Annotated in this window: 15 protein-coding genes; 12 read left to right on the forward strand and 3 right to left on the reverse strand. The window is 47.6% G+C overall.

Annotated features, from left to right (window positions below; genetic code table 11):
• Window positions 1-104 precede the first annotated feature (104 nt).
• Together B5Z18_RS03795 and B5Z18_RS03800 are read right to left on the reverse strand one after the other, a co-directional pair.
• A complete protein-coding gene (locus B5Z18_RS03795) occupies window positions 105-2,273 on the reverse strand; it encodes a S9 family peptidase (protein WP_079468055.1) in 2,169 nt (722 codons plus the stop codon).
• 36 nt (window positions 2,274-2,309) lie between these two features.
• Window positions 2,310-3,257: a hypothetical protein gene (locus B5Z18_RS03800; RefSeq protein WP_079468056.1), complete on the reverse strand. Its 948-nt coding sequence runs from the start codon at window positions 3,255-3,257 to the stop codon at window positions 2,310-2,312.
• A gap of 152 nt (window positions 3,258-3,409) precedes the next feature.
• Between B5Z18_RS03800 and B5Z18_RS03805 the strand changes: the two genes are divergently transcribed.
• From B5Z18_RS03805 to B5Z18_RS03860, 12 genes are all read left to right on the forward strand, one after another.
• Window positions 3,410-4,675, forward strand: coding sequence for a dihydroorotase (locus B5Z18_RS03805; protein ID WP_079468057.1), 1,266 nt, complete (start codon window positions 3,410-3,412; stop codon window positions 4,673-4,675).
• 5 nt (window positions 4,676-4,680) lie between these two features.
• Window positions 4,681-5,214, forward strand: a complete 534-nt coding sequence (locus B5Z18_RS03810; protein WP_079468058.1) for a DUF4199 domain-containing protein — start codon at window positions 4,681-4,683, stop codon at window positions 5,212-5,214.
• 15 nt (window positions 5,215-5,229) lie between these two features.
• Window positions 5,230-6,228: a glycosyltransferase family 2 protein gene (locus tag B5Z18_RS03815; protein ID WP_079468059.1), complete on the forward strand. Its 999-nt coding sequence runs from the start codon at window positions 5,230-5,232 to the stop codon at window positions 6,226-6,228.
• A 30-nt stretch (window positions 6,229-6,258) separates the two neighbouring features.
• Window positions 6,259-7,395, forward strand: a complete 1,137-nt coding sequence (locus tag B5Z18_RS03820) for a glycosyltransferase (RefSeq protein ID WP_079468060.1) — start codon at window positions 6,259-6,261, stop codon at window positions 7,393-7,395.
• Between the two features lie 67 nt (window positions 7,396-7,462).
• Complete coding sequence (locus B5Z18_RS03825; protein ID WP_079468061.1) at window positions 7,463-8,488, forward strand: GHMP family kinase ATP-binding protein; 1,026 nt, start codon at window positions 7,463-7,465, stop codon at window positions 8,486-8,488.
• Window positions 8,489-8,515: 27 nt separating this feature from the next.
• Window positions 8,516-9,094 carry a D-sedoheptulose-7-phosphate isomerase gene (locus B5Z18_RS03830; RefSeq protein ID WP_079468062.1) on the forward strand — a complete coding sequence of 193 codons (579 nt, stop codon included), beginning with the start codon at window positions 8,516-8,518 and terminating at the stop codon, window positions 9,092-9,094.
• Window positions 9,091-9,786 (forward strand): nucleotidyltransferase family protein, encoded by a 696-nt coding sequence (locus B5Z18_RS03835; protein WP_079468063.1) that lies wholly within the window; start codon window positions 9,091-9,093, stop codon window positions 9,784-9,786. The genes B5Z18_RS03830 and B5Z18_RS03835 overlap by 4 nt, the downstream gene beginning before the upstream one ends.
• Complete coding sequence (locus B5Z18_RS03840) at window positions 9,783-10,304, forward strand: D-glycero-alpha-D-manno-heptose-1,7-bisphosphate 7-phosphatase (RefSeq protein ID WP_079468064.1); 522 nt, start codon at window positions 9,783-9,785, stop codon at window positions 10,302-10,304. Before B5Z18_RS03835 ends, B5Z18_RS03840 begins: the two co-directional genes overlap by 4 nt.
• Before the next feature lie 26 nt (window positions 10,305-10,330).
• Window positions 10,331-11,305 carry a hypothetical protein gene (locus tag B5Z18_RS03845; protein WP_079468065.1) on the forward strand — a complete coding sequence of 325 codons (975 nt, stop codon included), beginning with the start codon at window positions 10,331-10,333 and terminating at the stop codon, window positions 11,303-11,305.
• A 9-nt stretch (window positions 11,306-11,314) separates the two neighbouring features.
• Window positions 11,315-11,704: a cupin domain-containing protein gene (locus tag B5Z18_RS03850; protein WP_079468066.1), complete on the forward strand. Its 390-nt coding sequence runs from the start codon at window positions 11,315-11,317 to the stop codon at window positions 11,702-11,704.
• Window positions 11,705-11,805: 101 nt separating this feature from the next.
• Window positions 11,806-12,177: a VOC family protein gene (locus B5Z18_RS03855; RefSeq protein ID WP_079468067.1), complete on the forward strand. Its 372-nt coding sequence runs from the start codon at window positions 11,806-11,808 to the stop codon at window positions 12,175-12,177.
• A 10-nt stretch (window positions 12,178-12,187) separates the two neighbouring features.
• Entirely contained in the window at window positions 12,188-12,613 is a 426-nt protein-coding gene (locus B5Z18_RS03860) for a MarR family winged helix-turn-helix transcriptional regulator (RefSeq protein WP_079468068.1), read from the forward strand.
• A gap of 71 nt (window positions 12,614-12,684) precedes the next feature.
• On the opposite strand, the gene B5Z18_RS03865 is transcribed toward B5Z18_RS03860, so the two are convergent.
• On the reverse strand, window positions 12,685-15,222 hold the full coding sequence (locus B5Z18_RS03865) for a DNA gyrase/topoisomerase IV subunit A (RefSeq protein ID WP_227024584.1): 2,538 nt from the start codon (window positions 15,220-15,222) through the stop codon (window positions 12,685-12,687).
• Window positions 15,223-15,231: the final 9 nt, after the last annotated feature.

A 15,231-nucleotide genomic window follows, 5' to 3' on the forward strand; every position in this document is an offset into this window, starting at 1 on the left:
TTTAAGATTAGCTGATCGCAAGTAGCATAAAATAATAAAGCGAAGATAACAGCGAATATTAATTTTTCGCTATGATCTTCGCTTTAAAAAGAAATCTAAAAAAACTACTTCAGATTGGCATCAAAATAATCCGTGATCTTCTGCATCAGGTGAACCCTGTCTTTTCCCAATACATTATGTAAATGTCCCGGATATACGAAATAATCTACCTGTACTTCGTTGTCTACACAGGCTTTCAGGAAATCCAGCGAATGCTGCCAAACCACTACATCATCATTGGTGCCGTGGATCAGCATCAGCTTCCCCTTCAGATTCTTTGTTTTGGTAAGCAGGTTGGAACTGGCGTAGCCTTCCGGGTTTTCCTGCGGCGTATCCATATAGCGTTCGGTATACATAATTTCATACATGCTCCAGTCGATCACCGGCCCGCCGGCTACTCCCACCTGGAACACATCCGGATGACGCAGCATCAGCGATGTCGTCATGAAACCGCCAAAGCTCCAGCCATGTACGCCCATCTTTTGCTGATTAATATATGGCAGCGACTTCAGGTAAGCCACGCCCTGTAGCTGATCATTCATTTCCACCGTACCCAGCTGCCGGAAAGTGGCCTGTTCAAAAGCCTTTCCACGGTTATCGCTGCCACGGCCATCCATTGTAAAAATCACGTAGCCATGCTGCGCCATGTATTCATACCAGAGGTTACCGCTGTAGGGGTAAGTATTACGGATCAACTGCACATTAGGCCCGTTATACAGGTATACAATTACCGGGTAGGTTTTGGTAGAATCAAAGTTCACCGGCAGAATCAGTTTACCATATAAAGGCGTACCGTCATCAGCTTTCAGGGTTACCTGCCTGATTTGCGGACGCTGAAAATCTTTCAGCGGATCGGCAGCAGTAATAATATTTTGTTCAAATTTACCAGTGGTGGCAGTTACCGTCGCTACATAAGGTGTGGTACCGGAACTGTAAGCATCCAGTACGTAGCTGCCATCGGTGCTGGCCTGTGCATCATGCCAGCCGGCTGCTTTATCCAATGGGGAAAGCGCAGCTGCTTTCTGTTTATAATTAATCTTATACAGGTGTTTTTCCATCGGGCTTTCTTTAGAAGCCGTTAAGATGATTTCATTTTTCTTCGGATTAAAACCCGTTAGTTCATTTACCACCCAATTGCCTGCGGTAATCTCCCGCAGCTGTTGTCCGTTGGTATTATAGAGATACAAATGGTTATAGCCACTTTTTTCGCTCCACCAGATAAACTGATCGGTTGTGCCGGGAACAAAAGTTAACGGATGGGTAGGATGCACATATTTGGCATCTGTTTCTTCAAATAATGTTTTTACCAGCTCACCGGTGGCTGCACTATATTGGTTCAGCCACAAGTGATTTTGTTCACGGTTCAGCAGCGCAACGTAAACGGATTGCTGATCAGGCGCCCAGGTAACACAGGTCAGGTAATGATCTGCCGGTCCGCCGGTTTTCAGGAAAATAGTTTTTTGGGTAGATGGCTGATAAATACCGAGTGTTACCTCATGTGATGTACCGCCTGCCATCGGGTATTTGATGTTGGTATTATGCGCGGGCGTTACCGACCAGTCGATGACCGGGTAATCATTTACCATACGCTGATCCATGCGGTAAAATGCCAGCTGATCGCCTTTGGGAGAGAAGAAAATACCTTTATCGATGCCAAATTCCTCGCGGTGAACGCTTTTTCCATTCACAATATTGATATCGGCGTCGTTGGTAACTGCCTGTACATTGCCTTCAGCAGTGCGGATAAAGAGGTTATTCTTTTCGGTCCAGGCAATCTGGCCGCTTTGGTTATTCACCGTTACATTCTCTGCTTCTTTGGGCAATTCGCACCAATGGCTGAATTGTATGATGCCATTTTGCAGTTGTCCTTTATACAGCGTGTTACCAATGGAAAACCAGGCGCTGGTAGCGGATAACCAATGCAGCGGAGGTACGCCGCGTAAAGGTTTGGAAGAAAATAACTGTTCATTGAGCCGGGGCAGTGTAAGCAGGGTATCTGTTTTACCGGCGGGTAGTGCCACCTTTATCCAGGCGTAATTATCTTTTTCGGATAGTACCCGGGTGTAGGCGTTTTCGCCGGGCACCCATTCAAACTGTTTTAACCGTTCGGGGGCCAGTTGCTGCCGGAGCCCGTTGGTGGCTTCCGTCATGGTGTACTGACGCTGCTGGCCATAGGTATATTGTAGCCCACCCGTCATCCATCCTGTCAAAAGCAATAGGAAAGCTTTCTTCATCCTTCTTTTTGGGGAGCTAAATTAAGGTTTTACCCGTTACGCGCTCACAAGATGTTTTTTCACCCATTCCCTTTCTTCGGGCAACAGGTAGTCGGCTCTTTTTTCTGTAATCCAGGAAAATGTTTTTTTCACATCCGACTTCGCGGTGCGGAATCGGAACAGGAATTCCATGCCCAGCATCAGGTCTGTAAAGCCATTCTTCACGGTTTCTATCGTCATCCGGGCGCTGCTGCGTCTTTTTGATAACAGTTCGGTAATACGAGCGGTTACTGCCTGGATCGCGTTTTCGTCGGCGTATTTGTAAATGGCTTCCATCGCTTCAAACTTGAGTTGTCCGCGCATGAGGCAGCGTGTATAAAACATGGCTTCCTTCTCTTTCTCAATATCAGCAATGGCAGCGAAGGCCAGGCTTTTCACATCCTGGCGGTGATATTCCAGGAGCCTGCGCAGGGCGGGTACACTTTTCTGGGTACCTACTTTATGAAGCAACAGGGTAATATAATAGATGTCGTATTCATTCACGGTGCGCTTCAGCAGGTTCAGGGCCCAGTCTTCCACCGAAGGATGGCGGGTACCTCTGAGCGCCAGCAGGGCGGAGCGGCGGATATTATTATTGAGTGAAAGCGTATTATTTAGTAACGGTTCCAGGTTAATATAGCCTGGTATGGCCAATCCACGTTCCAGGTCCTGCTGCATGGCTGTGATCATATCAGCATCCTGTTCAATTCTGAGCCGGTCCAACAGGAAACGGATCACTTCCGGATCATTGGTGTTCCTGGAAAGCTGGGTGATAATAAAGCAGGCGGCGCGGCGCTTATCTTTGTCGGGCTCCTGCTCAATGTATTGATAAAGTAGGGGTATATAAGCGTGATTAGCGAGTTGTTCTGCTTCGCGGAGGGCTTGCCAGCTGGTCGTCTGGCCATTATGCAATTGTTCTGAGCGGTCGCATATCCGTGCTACGAGGTTAGAAAGGTAGTCAATCATCAGTAGTTATTTTGATCTGCTACCCCTGCATTTTCAATTATCATACCAACCTGAACAGCCATCCGAAAAGTAGGGCGCCCCTCCCTTCAACAATTAACAGTTTTATGTTACATTTGCCCCTGTATTTTCGGACCGGTTATAGAACGTAAAGCATGCACATACTACTCAAGAACGTAAAGATCATAGCGCCTTCCTCACCCTTGCACGGGCAGCAAAAAGACATTTCTATTCAGAACGGCATCATTCAGCAGGTGGGCAACAACCTCGAAGATGCACGGGCCACGGTCATTTCAGGTGATAACCTGCATGTTTCCGCCGGCTGGATGGATGTTTTCGCCCATTTCTGCGACCCCGGACAGGAACACAAAGAAGATCTGCAAAGCGGCATCAAGGCTGCTGCTACGGGTGGATATACCACCGTGATGGTAGTACCTAACACCCAGCCCGCCCTGCATACCAAACCGCAAATCGAATACGTACTGAGCAGATCCCGTCATTCGGCGGCCACAGTATTGCCAATTGGCGCTGCTACTAAAAACCTGGAAGGTACCGGCCTCGCCGAAATGTATGAAATGCAGCAGGCAGGCGCCGTAGCCTTCTCCGATGGCCTTAAACCTTTGCAGTCGCCCGGCCTCATGCTCAAAGCGCTGCAATACATCAAAGCATTCGACGGCACCCTCATACAACTGCCGGATGACCAGAGCATTTCCGCGCATGGACTCATGCACGAAGGCATCTACTCCACCCAGCTGGGAATGCCCGGCAAACCAGCGCTGGCAGAAGAACTCATTATTCAGCGCGACCTTGAACTGGCGAAATATACGGACTCACGCATCCACTTTACCGGTATAAGTACCCGCAAATCGGTGGAAATGATCGCCGCCGCCAAAGCAGCAGGGATCAAAGTAACTTGCTCGGTAACGCCTTACCACCTGTCTTTAACCGATGCCCAGCTCATCAACTACGATACCCACCTGAAGGTAAATCCGCCGCTGCGCAGTGCAGATGATGTGAAAGCCCTGCAGGAAGCCGTTTTACACGGTACTATAGATTGCATCGCCACCCATCACACACCGCAGGACTGGGACGCTAAGCAGGTGGAGTTTGAATACGCCAAAAACGGGATGATCGGCCTGGAAAGCGCTTTCGGCGTAATAAGGCAATACCTGCCCCAGCTGCCGCTGGAACAGCTGATCAACATGCTTACCATTCACCCCCGGAAAATATTCGGCTTGCCACAGCCTGCCCTGCAGGAAGGCGCCGCCGCCAATCTTACTATCTTTGACCCGGAAGCCAGCTGGCAGTTTACCAAAGCCCACATCGCTTCCCGGTCCAAAAATTCAGCGTATATTGGCGAACAACTGAAGGGGAAAGTACATGCCACAGTGAATGGACCCGTATTTCATTTAAATAATTAACCTATATGCAGAAAAGTTCTAACCCAGGCCTGTTATGGGGCGTAGTGGGAGGCGTATCCCTGATATTCCTGAACGTAATTACCTACATCGCCGGCCCATCTGTACTGTTTGCATGGTGGAACAGCGTGTTGCAACTGGCAGTGTTTATCGTCATTGCAATATTCGCCGGCCTGGAAGCAAGAAAACAACAGGGAGGTTATATCGGTTTTAAAGAAGTACTGAAACCCGTGTTCACGGCGTTTATCATCGGAACCGCCTTTATCACCGTTTACCAGTATATCCTGTATAAATATATTGATCCATCACTGGTAGGCGCACTGAAAGATAACCTGCTGGAGTCTACAGAAAAGTGGATGCACAAATTCAAAGCCCCGCAGGAGGAAATTGATAAACAACTGGATGAATTAAGCAAAACCGACTTCAACGTTGGTATTAAAAAATCATTCATGGACTTTCTGAAGGGAATTATATTCTATTTTGCAGTATCAGCAATCATTGCGCTGATCATACGCAGGAAACCGGCCGAAAGACCATTATAATACTATTCTGTTAAGATGAACATATCCGTAATCGTTCCTTTAAAAAACGAAGAAGAATCCCTGCCGGAACTTGCCGCATGGATTGAAAGAGTGATGGACGCACACCATTTCACCTACGAGGTATGGATGGTAGACGATGGCAGTACCGACGACTCATGGGCCGTTATACAACAACTGGCTGCGCAGAATCCCCTTGTAAAAGGGATCAAGTTCCAGCGCAACTATGGCAAGTCGGCCGCCCTCAACGAAGGCTTCAATGCGGCACAGGGAGATGTAGTGATCACAATGGATGCCGACCTCCAGGATAGCCCGGATGAAATACCTGAACTCTACCGCATGATCGTGGAAGAAGGATTCGACCTCGTGAGCGGCTGGAAAAAGAAACGTTACGATAATGCCTTCACCAAAAATCTTCCTTCAAAATTATACAACTACACCACTACCCGCATGAGCGGCGTGAAGCTGCACGACATGAACTGCGGTCTGAAAGCCTATCGTAAAAAAGTAGTGAAGTCCATAGAAGTATACGGGGAAATGCACCGCTATATCCCCGTTATCGCCAAATGGAACGGCTTCCGTAAAATCGGGGAAAAAGTAGTGGAACACCGCGCCCGCAAATATGGGGTCACCAAATTCGGATTGGAACGTTTTATCAACGGCTTCCTGGATCTGGCCACCATCATGTTTATCGGCAAATTCGGCAAACGCCCCATGCACCTCTTCGGCGCACTGGGCTCCCTCTCCTTCTTCGTGGGATTTGTAGTAGCCGCTTACCTCGCACTGGCAAAAATATTCTTTGATAAAGTAAATATGACCGACAGGCCCCTGTTCTATTTCGGGCTGCTTTGTATGATCATCGGTTCCCAGTTATTCCTCACCGGTTTTATCGGCGAGCTGGTAACACGCAATGCCACCGAACGTAATTCTTACCTGGTGGAAGAGCGGATGGATCATACCAGTAATGTTACGGATGAAGAGTTGCAGTTATCACACCAACATAACCGCAGACGCTGATCCGCTCATTCACTATCGTTATCTGAATCTATGGCTAACAAAAAGAAAATACTTATTTTAGGTACAGCCTACCCTTTCCGGGGTGGGCTGGCTGCTTATAACGAGCGACTCGCAGAAGAACTCCAGCAAACAGATGAGGTGGAAATATGGACCTTTACCATACAATACCCCAAATTCTTTTTCCCCGGAAAAAGCCAGTTCTCTACCGACCCCGCTCCGGCACATCTCCGCATCAAAAGACTGATCAACTCCGTAAATCCGCTGAACTGGTTAATAACCGGCCGCAAGATCCGGAAAATGAACCCGGATATCATCATCACCAAATACTGGCTGCCCATCATGGGCCCGGCTTTAGGCTCCCTGCTCCGGTTAGGCAAAAGAAAACATACCAAAGTAATTGCGGTACTGGATAACGTAGTGCCGCATGAAAAAAGACCCGGGGATGTTGCTTTTACAAAGTATTTCCTGAAACCGGTAGATGCCTTCGTTGCCATGAGCCAGTCGGTGCTCAACGACCTGCGCGTGTTTGAACCAGTGAAAAAAGCCTCGCTTATTCCGCATCCTATCTACGATAACTACGGCGCCCTGATATCCAAAGAAGAAGCCCGCGCCCAGCTGAAACTGAACCCGGGCAAAAAATATATTCTTTTCTTTGGCTTTATCCGCCAGTATAAAGGTCTTGATCTCCTGCTGCAGGCAATGGCGGATGAAAGACTGAAAAAGCTGGATGTACACGCCATCGTAGCCGGTGAATATTATGAAGATGCAGCCCCCTACCTGGAACTGCTGAATAAACTGCAACTGGGCGACCGTGTGCTGATGCACACCGATTTCATTCCCAACGAAGCTGTTAAAAATTATTTCTGTGCCGCCGACCTGGTGGTACAACCCTATAAAAGCGCTACCCAGAGCGGCATTTCACAGATCGCCTATCACTTTGAAAAACCAATGGTGGTAACCAATGTAGGCGGCCTCGTGGAAATGGTGCCGGACGGCGTGGTAGGATTCCAGGCAGAACCGGAACCAGCATCTATTGCCGCCGCCATCGAAAAATATTTCGTGGAAAACCGCGAAGCGGATATGGTGGAAGCCCTCCGGAAAGAGAAACTGCAGTATTCGTGGGCCAGGCTGGCAAAAGAAATTCATACGCTGGCAGCGGATCGCTGACGGTAGTGAATACAGCGGCATCATAATTGTTGACTACATCGCCAACAAACTAAACCTGACAACTAGCATGATTTACAGAAGCAAAGCTCCTTTACGTATAGGTCTTGCCGGTGGTGGCACAGATGTAAGCCCGTATTCGGACTTATACGGTGGCGCCATTCTCAACGCCACCATTTCTTTATATGCACGCGCATCTATTGAACCACTTCAGAACGGACAAGTGATTTTTGACTGTGCAGACAGAAGGGAAACCGCTACTTATGATGCCGTATACCCTTTACCGTTAGATGGCAAACTGGATATCCTCAAAGGCGTAATTAACCGCGTACAAAAAGATTATGGTTCCCTGCCAGCTACCGGTTTTAAACTCACCACCTTTGTAGATGCACCTGCCGGCTCCGGCCTCGGCACCTCTTCTACCCTCGTGGTAGCCGTACTGGGCGCATTTGCCGAATGGCTGAAATTACCGCTGGGAGAATATGACATGGCGCATCTCGCCTATTCTATTGAACGCGAAGACCTGAACCAGGCCGGCGGTAAACAGGACCAATACGCAGCCACCTTTGGCGGTGTAAACTTCATGGAGTTTTATAAAGATGATAAAGTAATTGTAAATCCCCTGCGGATCAAAGAAATAAATCTCCATGAACTGGAAAATAACCTGGTATTGTTCTACACATCTACCAGCCGGTTATCTTCCTCCATCATCTCCGAACAACAAAAAAATGTAACCGATAAAAAGGATACTTCCATAGAAGCCATGCACCAGCTGAAAGAACAGGCGGTGATGATGAAGGAAGCACTACTTCGGGGTACCATCGATAAAATCGGTGAAATCCTGAACTACGGTTTTGAAAATAAAAAGAAGATGGCCCACGGCATCACCAATCCCCAGCTCGATGAAATTTACGACGCTGCCCGCAAAGCCGGCGCCAGCGGCGGTAAAATTTCAGGCGCCGGCGGTGGCGGATTCATGATCTTCTATTGTCCGAAAAATACGCGCTTCGCCGTAGTAGACGCACTAAGCGGTTTTGGCGGAGATGTAAAACGCTATACCTTTACCAATCACGGTATTCAAACGTGGAGCATTTAAGGGCACAACAAATCAAAAAATCTGCTGATGAAACAATTCATTGCCAATAAGATCCGGGAAAGCATCGCTGTAAAAGAAGCTATCTGCCAGGATGAACCGTTGTTAAATACCATCAAACTGGTAGCAGAAGCCATTACACACAGCCTGCAAACCGATCATAAAATCCTTTTCTGCGGTAACGGCGGCAGCGCCGCAGATGCACAACACCTGGCCGCAGAATTTTCCGGCCGGTTTTATAAAGACCGCCAGCCACTGTATGCAGAGGCACTGCATTGCAATACTTCTTATATCACCGCAGTAGGTAACGACTACGGCTACGACCAGGTATATGCCCGCATCCTGAAAGGCATCGGCCGCCCGGGAGACGTGCTGGTAGGCATTTCTACCTCCGGTAACTCGGCCAATATCCTGGAAGCCATCAAGGTGGCAAAGGAACAGGGAATGATTGTGGTAAGCATGACCGGCGCCACCGGCGGCAAAATGAAAGAAGGAAGCGATTACCTGGTCAATATCCCCTCCGGCGATACGCCCCGCATACAGGAAGCACATATCACCGTAGGACATATTATTTGCGAAATAGTGGAAAACAACCTGTTTGGCGCATGACGAGAGAATGTATCGTACTCGCCGGGGGCCTCGGCACCCGCCTCAGAAGCGTAGTGGCCGACAAGCCTAAATGCATGGCTCCCCTCGGTGAACATCCTTTTTTATATTACCTGCTGCAATACCTGCACAAACAAGGCATTAACCACGCGGTACTGTCGCTCGGCTACCTGTCTGAACAGGTTATAAACTGGTGCAACAGCATGGAATTGCCACTACGTGTATCCTTTACCGTAGAACCGGAACCATTAGGCACTGGCGGCGGTATCATCAATGCCCTGTCTGCCGTAAAAGGCAACGAGATCTTCATCGTTAACGGGGATACTTATTTTGATGTGGACCTCGCTGCATTCAATAACTTTCACCAGGCCCACCAAAGCCCCCTGTCACTGGCGCTGAAACCCATGAAACAGTTTGATCGCTATGGCAGCATCCAGCTGGATGAACAGCAGCAGATCACCCGGTTCCATGAAAAAAAATACTGTGAAGAAGGATTGATCAATGGCGGCATCTACCGCACTTCCGCCGGTTTCCTGGAAAGCTTGTCGCTGCCGGAGAAATTCTCCTTTGAGAAAGAAGTACTGGAGCCCGGCGCACACGCAGGAAAATTATACGGTTTCATCAGCGATACCTATTTCATCGATATCGGTATCCCGGAAGATTACGAAGCAGCAAAAAAAGTATTGGTATCATGACCCTATTCCTCGACAGAGACGGCGTAATCAACGATGAAATCCGCGACGGATACGTACTCCGGCCGGATATGTTTCACTTCAGTGAAGGCGTGCTGGCCGCTATGCCCATCCTTGCCAACCGTTTCGAACGTATTATTGTGATCACCAACCAACGCTGTATTGGCCGCGGACTGCTCACTACAGCGGGCTTACAGGAAATCCATACACAAATGCTGCAGCAAATTGAGCGGCACGGCGGCAAAATAGACGGCATTTATTTTTGCCCGGACGTAGATAGCAACAGTCCTTGCCGTAAACCCGCCACGGGCATGGGTATGCAGGCAAAACACGACTTCCCGGATATTGATTTCAGCACTTCCGTAATGGTGGGCAATACATTAAGCGATATGCAGTTCGGGAAAAGCCTGGGCATGCAAACCATCTTTATCCCGTCTACCCGTCCTGAAACACCCTTTCCACACCCGCTGATCGATCAGCGATATCAAAACCTGCTGCAGTTTGCACAGGCTGTACAATAATTCTCAGCCGTAACCGTATAATAGATATGGCAAAAAAACCACTACTGTCACTGCTCCTCGTGTTTATCTCCCTGCTGGCCCTGGCACAGCAGCCGGATGCAGCAGGACTGAAACAGTTAATGCGTAACCAGGATACCCTGCAGGTCCTTAGTCAGGATATCTTCAACGGAAAAGGCGATGATGGCCGGCAACGGGCTACGGAAGCATTCATTCCGCTGCTGGTAAGAACATTGAAAACAAAATACTCCTTCCGTTTTCCGTTCGATTCCCTGAAAACAATCTCCATACAATATCCGCAGGACAGCACCTTCCGCATCTTCACCTGGGCACTGGAACGTGAAAATGGCTTCTATCGCCATTTCGGCGCCATCCAGATGAATACCCCCGACGGCCAACTGAAACTCTTTCCCCTGTTTGATGCCTCCGATTATATTACCAACACCGATACCATCGGCGATAACAAGTCCTGGTACGGCTGTCTCTATTACAATATTGTACACCGCCATTATTTCAACAAAGAGTATTATACCCTCTTTGGCTGGGATGCCAACAATCCCCGCAGCCAGAAGAAAATAGTGGAAATGCTCACGTTTAAAAATGGTACCCCTGTACTGGGCGGCCCGTTTTTTAGTTTTGCGGAAGACAGCACGCCCAAACCCACGCGCAACCGCTTTATCATTGAATATAAAAAAGAAAGCACCGCTACGCTCAACTATAACAAGGAACTGGATATGATCGTGTTTGATCACCTCATCTCTGAAACCAATGAGCCCATGAAGAAATTCACCTACGTAACCGATATGGACTACGAAGGCTTCAAATGGCAGGCCGGCAAATGGATGCATGTAAACAAGATTTTCCATGATGCCATCCCGCTTGGCAAAGGTGCTCCTACTCCGCAACCGCTGGATCAGAAGAAAAAAAGTATGACCCAGCCTAAGTCGGCAGAAGATTTTCAACAGGAAACACCAAAGAAACCCGCACAAAAGAAGAAACAATAAAGCAATCACATGGCAGCAACGGACAACGAATCAACATACATCAGGGCTATCAGGCTATTCAATATCAACGAAACAGACTGCTCCTTTGAAACCGGTAAGATCCCGACCCGGAACAAAATTGATGTGAGCTATTTCTTTTGTCAGACCGGAACCGGTCAGCTGGAAAATATTCCGCACCCCGCGCCCCGGCGCCAGTTTGTGGTAACGCTGAAAGGCAGACTCAGATTTACCGTTACCAACGGCGACAGCTTTATCCTTGAACCCGGTATTATCCTTATCGCAGAAGATATCGACGGCCCCGGCCACACCTGGGAAGTAACCGACGGTAACGAATGGGAACGGATCTATATCCCCCTGGATATGGAAAGCAACAATAACTTTATTGCCGATCCCAGTTAATACCCCATCTAAAAAAAATGATTTTTTTTCTTTAAAAGAACAATCATTCTCCTATATTTGCATTATAAAAGAGCGAACATTCATTTATCAACTACACTATAATGCAACTTAATCACTTAAACCTCAGCGTAAAAAATGTGCCTGCAACCCGGGCACTATTTGAAACCTACTTCGATTTTATCTGCGTCGACCCAAAACTGAACGATACCTTATCCGTTTTAAATGGCCCCGGTGGATTTATCCTGGTACTCATGAACCAGCGCATGAATGAGAAAGGAAATCACACCTACCCGGATACTTTTCACATAGGATTTTACCTGGAAGATGAAGCCGCAGTAACTGCCACCTGGGAGCGACTGCAAAGCGGAGGTATTGTACTGGACCAGGTGCCGCAGATCATGCGTAAAACCTTCGGCTTTTACTTTACTTTCGATACCATCATGATCGAAGTAACCACCCCCATCAAAGATTAAAAACAACTTTATGCAATCCGAAATAGACCAAAAGCTGCCTATCGGCTGGTACCTGAAGGAAGCCGACAGCCTGATTACCCACTACACCAATATAGCTTTTGAATCCTTTGGCATCAACAGGTTTCACTGGCAGGTATTGAAAAATATAGATAAGCACGGGAAGATTTCCAAAGAGCTGTTTTATCACCAGGTAAACCGCTTCCTCACCGAAACGGAGCTGGAAGAAGTCCTGGCAACATTGCTCAACCGCAACTGGATCCAACATACCGATGATCTCTATTCCTTTACAGATACCGGGAAACAGGAGTATGCGGCTATCGAAGCCCTCCAGATGCAAAACCGGGAAAAAGTAATGGAAGGTATCACAACAGAAGAATATCTTACGGCCATCAACTTCCTGGAAAAAATGATCAAAAACCTGGGCGGCAAAATATAATCATCTTACAAAAACAAAAAAGCGGACAGCATTATTTGCTATCCGCTTTTTATATCTTCCACAACAGGCAACTAGAACAATTCTCCCTGTCCGCCTGCCGGTCCTTCTTCATTCGGATCAGGATCTTCATCTTCAGACAATAACTCCGCACTGATCAGATCATCCCCTGCAATCCTTGTTCCCACTGCCTTCCAGCCGGTAACCTCCACAAATTCGGAGAGGTCTATTTCCTCTTCTTCCGGACTGCGTTTCTTACCTGTTTTCAGCAACACCACAGGCTGGGTATGCGTGGTCACCATTTCCAGGTAATTATTCGCGCCCTCCTTGATGAAGTTGAACTTATTATTCAGTGTCTGCGTTTCAATCCGAAAACGTTTCACATTGAACTGCTTCTTATCCGCGTCAAAGTAAATAGCCGTTACCGTCTTTTCCGGGTTGAACTTCTCAATATACACTACATCATTCGACTCGTACCGGTTGGTAAGATCGTAGTTCGTCAACTCATAGGTACCGTTTTTAAAGGCAACAAAGATCTTGTCTTCCCCTTCAAAAGCGCCAATATACACGCCACGTTCTTCTGTATTCAAACGACCGGTTTCTGTATCGTACCAGATCTTTTGCCCGGCCAGCGTAGATACCCCTTTCTCCTTAAACTTCACGCCACGGATAGGGTATTTGGTTACCACGTTACCCATAGAGCTACGTCCCTTGATCGCAATGGTTTCAAAAAACAGGTCGAACTCCTTGTTACGCGCGCTGCAGTTCGGACTCAGCTTGATGGTCACCACTTCTGCTTCCCCGTTAGGGTTGGAAGAGAAGTAATGCACTTTGGAATTTTTCTCCCCTTTATGCGCCAGGTCATATTCTTTGTCGCGGGTAACACCCGTCACATTGAAACGTTTGGCATAGCTCACGCCTGTTTTACCTTCTACATAAATCATGTTGTAGGTAGTACGCTCGTCATTCTTACGGAAAATGTCCACATGAATGATATCCTTGCCCACAAAGGTTTTATCGGCTACTTTCGTCACCAGCATTTTACCATCCCGGCGGAATACGATAATGCTGTCCAGGTCAGAACAATCTGCCACAAACTCATCTTTCTTCAGCGAAGTACCAATGAAACCATCTGCACGGTTCACATATATTTTAGTGTTGGCAATAGCTACCTGCGCTACCTGGATGTTGTCAAATGTTTTAATCACCGTTTTACGTTCACGGCCTTTACCATACTTCTTCAGCAGGTTGTCGTAATAAGCCACGGTGTAATCGGTGAGGTTCGCCAGGTTGTTCTTCACCTCTTTAATTTCCGCTTCAATACCTTTGATCTGTTCATTCAGCTCATTGATATCCAAACGGTAAATACGGCGTACAGGCTTTTCCGTTAGTTTCACAATATCTTCGCGGGTAATTTCGCGTTTCAGTTGTTTCTTATACGGTGTAAATCCTTTATCAATAGCATTCAGCACGGTTTCCCAGTCCTTATGCTTTTGCTCCAGTTCCTTGTAGATCCCTTTTTCAAAGAAGAGTTTTTCCAGGGAGGTATAGTGCCATTTTTCCTGCAGTTCCGCCAGTTTAATTTCCAGTTCCTGCTTCAGCAGGTCTTTGGTATAATCAGCGGAAGATTTCAGCAAATCGGAAGCCGTGAGGAACTGTGGTTTATCATTTACGATCACACAGGCATTCGGGGAAATGGAAATTTCACAATCCGTGAATGCATACAGCGCATCAATGGTAATATCCGGTGAAATACCCGGCGCCAGCTGCACTTCAATTTCCACTTCCGCAGCGGTGTTATCCACTACTTTCTTGATCTTGATCTTACCGTTGTCATTGGCTTTTACGATAGACTCCATCAGCTGCGTGGTGGTGATACCATAAGGTACATCCTTGATCAGCAGCGTCTTTTTGTCTTTCTCTTCAATATGTGCGCGTACCCTTACTTTACCACCGCGTTTACCATCGTTATAGCTGGCAATATCCACCATCCCACCGGTAACAAAATCGGGGAACAGTTCAAACTTTTTGCCACGGAGGTATTTTATCGAAGCATCTATGAGTTCGATGAAATTGTGTGGTAATATTTTGGTAGATAAACCAACCGCGATACCTTCCGCTCCCTGTGCCAATAGCAGCGGGAACTTCATCGGTAATGCCAGTGGCTCATTTTTACGGCCGTCGTAGCTGAGCTGCCAGGAAGTAGTTTTAGGATTAAATGCAACATCCAGTGCAAACTTCGACAGGCGCGCCTCAATATACCTGGCTGCTGCCGCATCATCACCGGTTCTTACATCGCCCCAGTTACCCTGGGTATCAATCAGCAGGTCTTTTTGTCCGAGGTTAACAATAGCATCACTGATAGAAGCATCCCCATGCGGGTGATACTGCATCGTTTGCCCGATCACGTTGGCCACTTTATTATAACGGCCATCGTCCATTTCTCTCATGGCGTGCAGGATACGACGCTGTACGGGCTTCAGCCCATCTTCCATGCTGGGCACCGCCCGCTCCAGGATTACATAAGAGGCGTAATCCAGGAACCAGCTCTCATACATGCCTCCAACGTGGATGACATTGTGCAGAGATTCGTCTGATGTTTTATTTTCCATGTCCATGTA

This window comes from Chitinophaga ginsengisegetis, from assembly GCF_900168065.1.
Classification (GTDB): Bacteria; Bacteroidota; Bacteroidia; order Chitinophagales; family Chitinophagaceae; genus Chitinophaga; species Chitinophaga ginsengisegetis.

Excerpts from the sequence above, each read along its gene's own strand:
- B5Z18_RS03850 (WP_079468066.1), top strand. The coding sequence starts at position 11,315 with ATGGCAGCAACGGACAACGAATCAACATACATCAGGGCTATCAGGCTA.
- B5Z18_RS03805 (WP_079468057.1), top strand. The coding sequence starts at position 3,410 with ATGCACATACTACTCAAGAACGTAAAGATCATAGCGCCTTCCTCACCC.
- B5Z18_RS03845 (WP_079468065.1), top strand. The coding sequence starts at position 10,331 with ATGGCAAAAAAACCACTACTGTCACTGCTCCTCGTGTTTATCTCCCTG.
- B5Z18_RS03835 (WP_079468063.1), top strand. The coding sequence starts at position 9,091 with ATGACGAGAGAATGTATCGTACTCGCCGGGGGCCTCGGCACCCGCCTC.
- B5Z18_RS03800 (WP_079468056.1), bottom strand. The coding sequence starts at position 3,257 with ATGATTGACTACCTTTCTAACCTCGTAGCACGGATATGCGACCGCTCA.
- B5Z18_RS03825 (WP_079468061.1), top strand. The coding sequence starts at position 7,463 with ATGATTTACAGAAGCAAAGCTCCTTTACGTATAGGTCTTGCCGGTGGT.
- B5Z18_RS03795 (WP_079468055.1), bottom strand. The coding sequence starts at position 2,273 with ATGAAGAAAGCTTTCCTATTGCTTTTGACAGGATGGATGACGGGTGGG.
- B5Z18_RS03830 (WP_079468062.1), top strand. The coding sequence starts at position 8,516 with ATGAAACAATTCATTGCCAATAAGATCCGGGAAAGCATCGCTGTAAAA.
- B5Z18_RS03810 (WP_079468058.1), top strand. The coding sequence starts at position 4,681 with ATGCAGAAAAGTTCTAACCCAGGCCTGTTATGGGGCGTAGTGGGAGGC.
- B5Z18_RS03860 (WP_079468068.1), top strand. The coding sequence starts at position 12,188 with ATGCAATCCGAAATAGACCAAAAGCTGCCTATCGGCTGGTACCTGAAG.
- B5Z18_RS03815 (WP_079468059.1), top strand. The coding sequence starts at position 5,230 with ATGAACATATCCGTAATCGTTCCTTTAAAAAACGAAGAAGAATCCCTG.
- B5Z18_RS03820 (WP_079468060.1), top strand. The coding sequence starts at position 6,259 with ATGGCTAACAAAAAGAAAATACTTATTTTAGGTACAGCCTACCCTTTC.
- B5Z18_RS03840 (WP_079468064.1), top strand. The coding sequence starts at position 9,783 with ATGACCCTATTCCTCGACAGAGACGGCGTAATCAACGATGAAATCCGC.
- B5Z18_RS03865 (WP_227024584.1), bottom strand. The coding sequence starts at position 15,222 with ATGGAAAATAAAACATCAGACGAATCTCTGCACAATGTCATCCACGTT.
- B5Z18_RS03855 (WP_079468067.1), top strand. The coding sequence starts at position 11,806 with ATGCAACTTAATCACTTAAACCTCAGCGTAAAAAATGTGCCTGCAACC.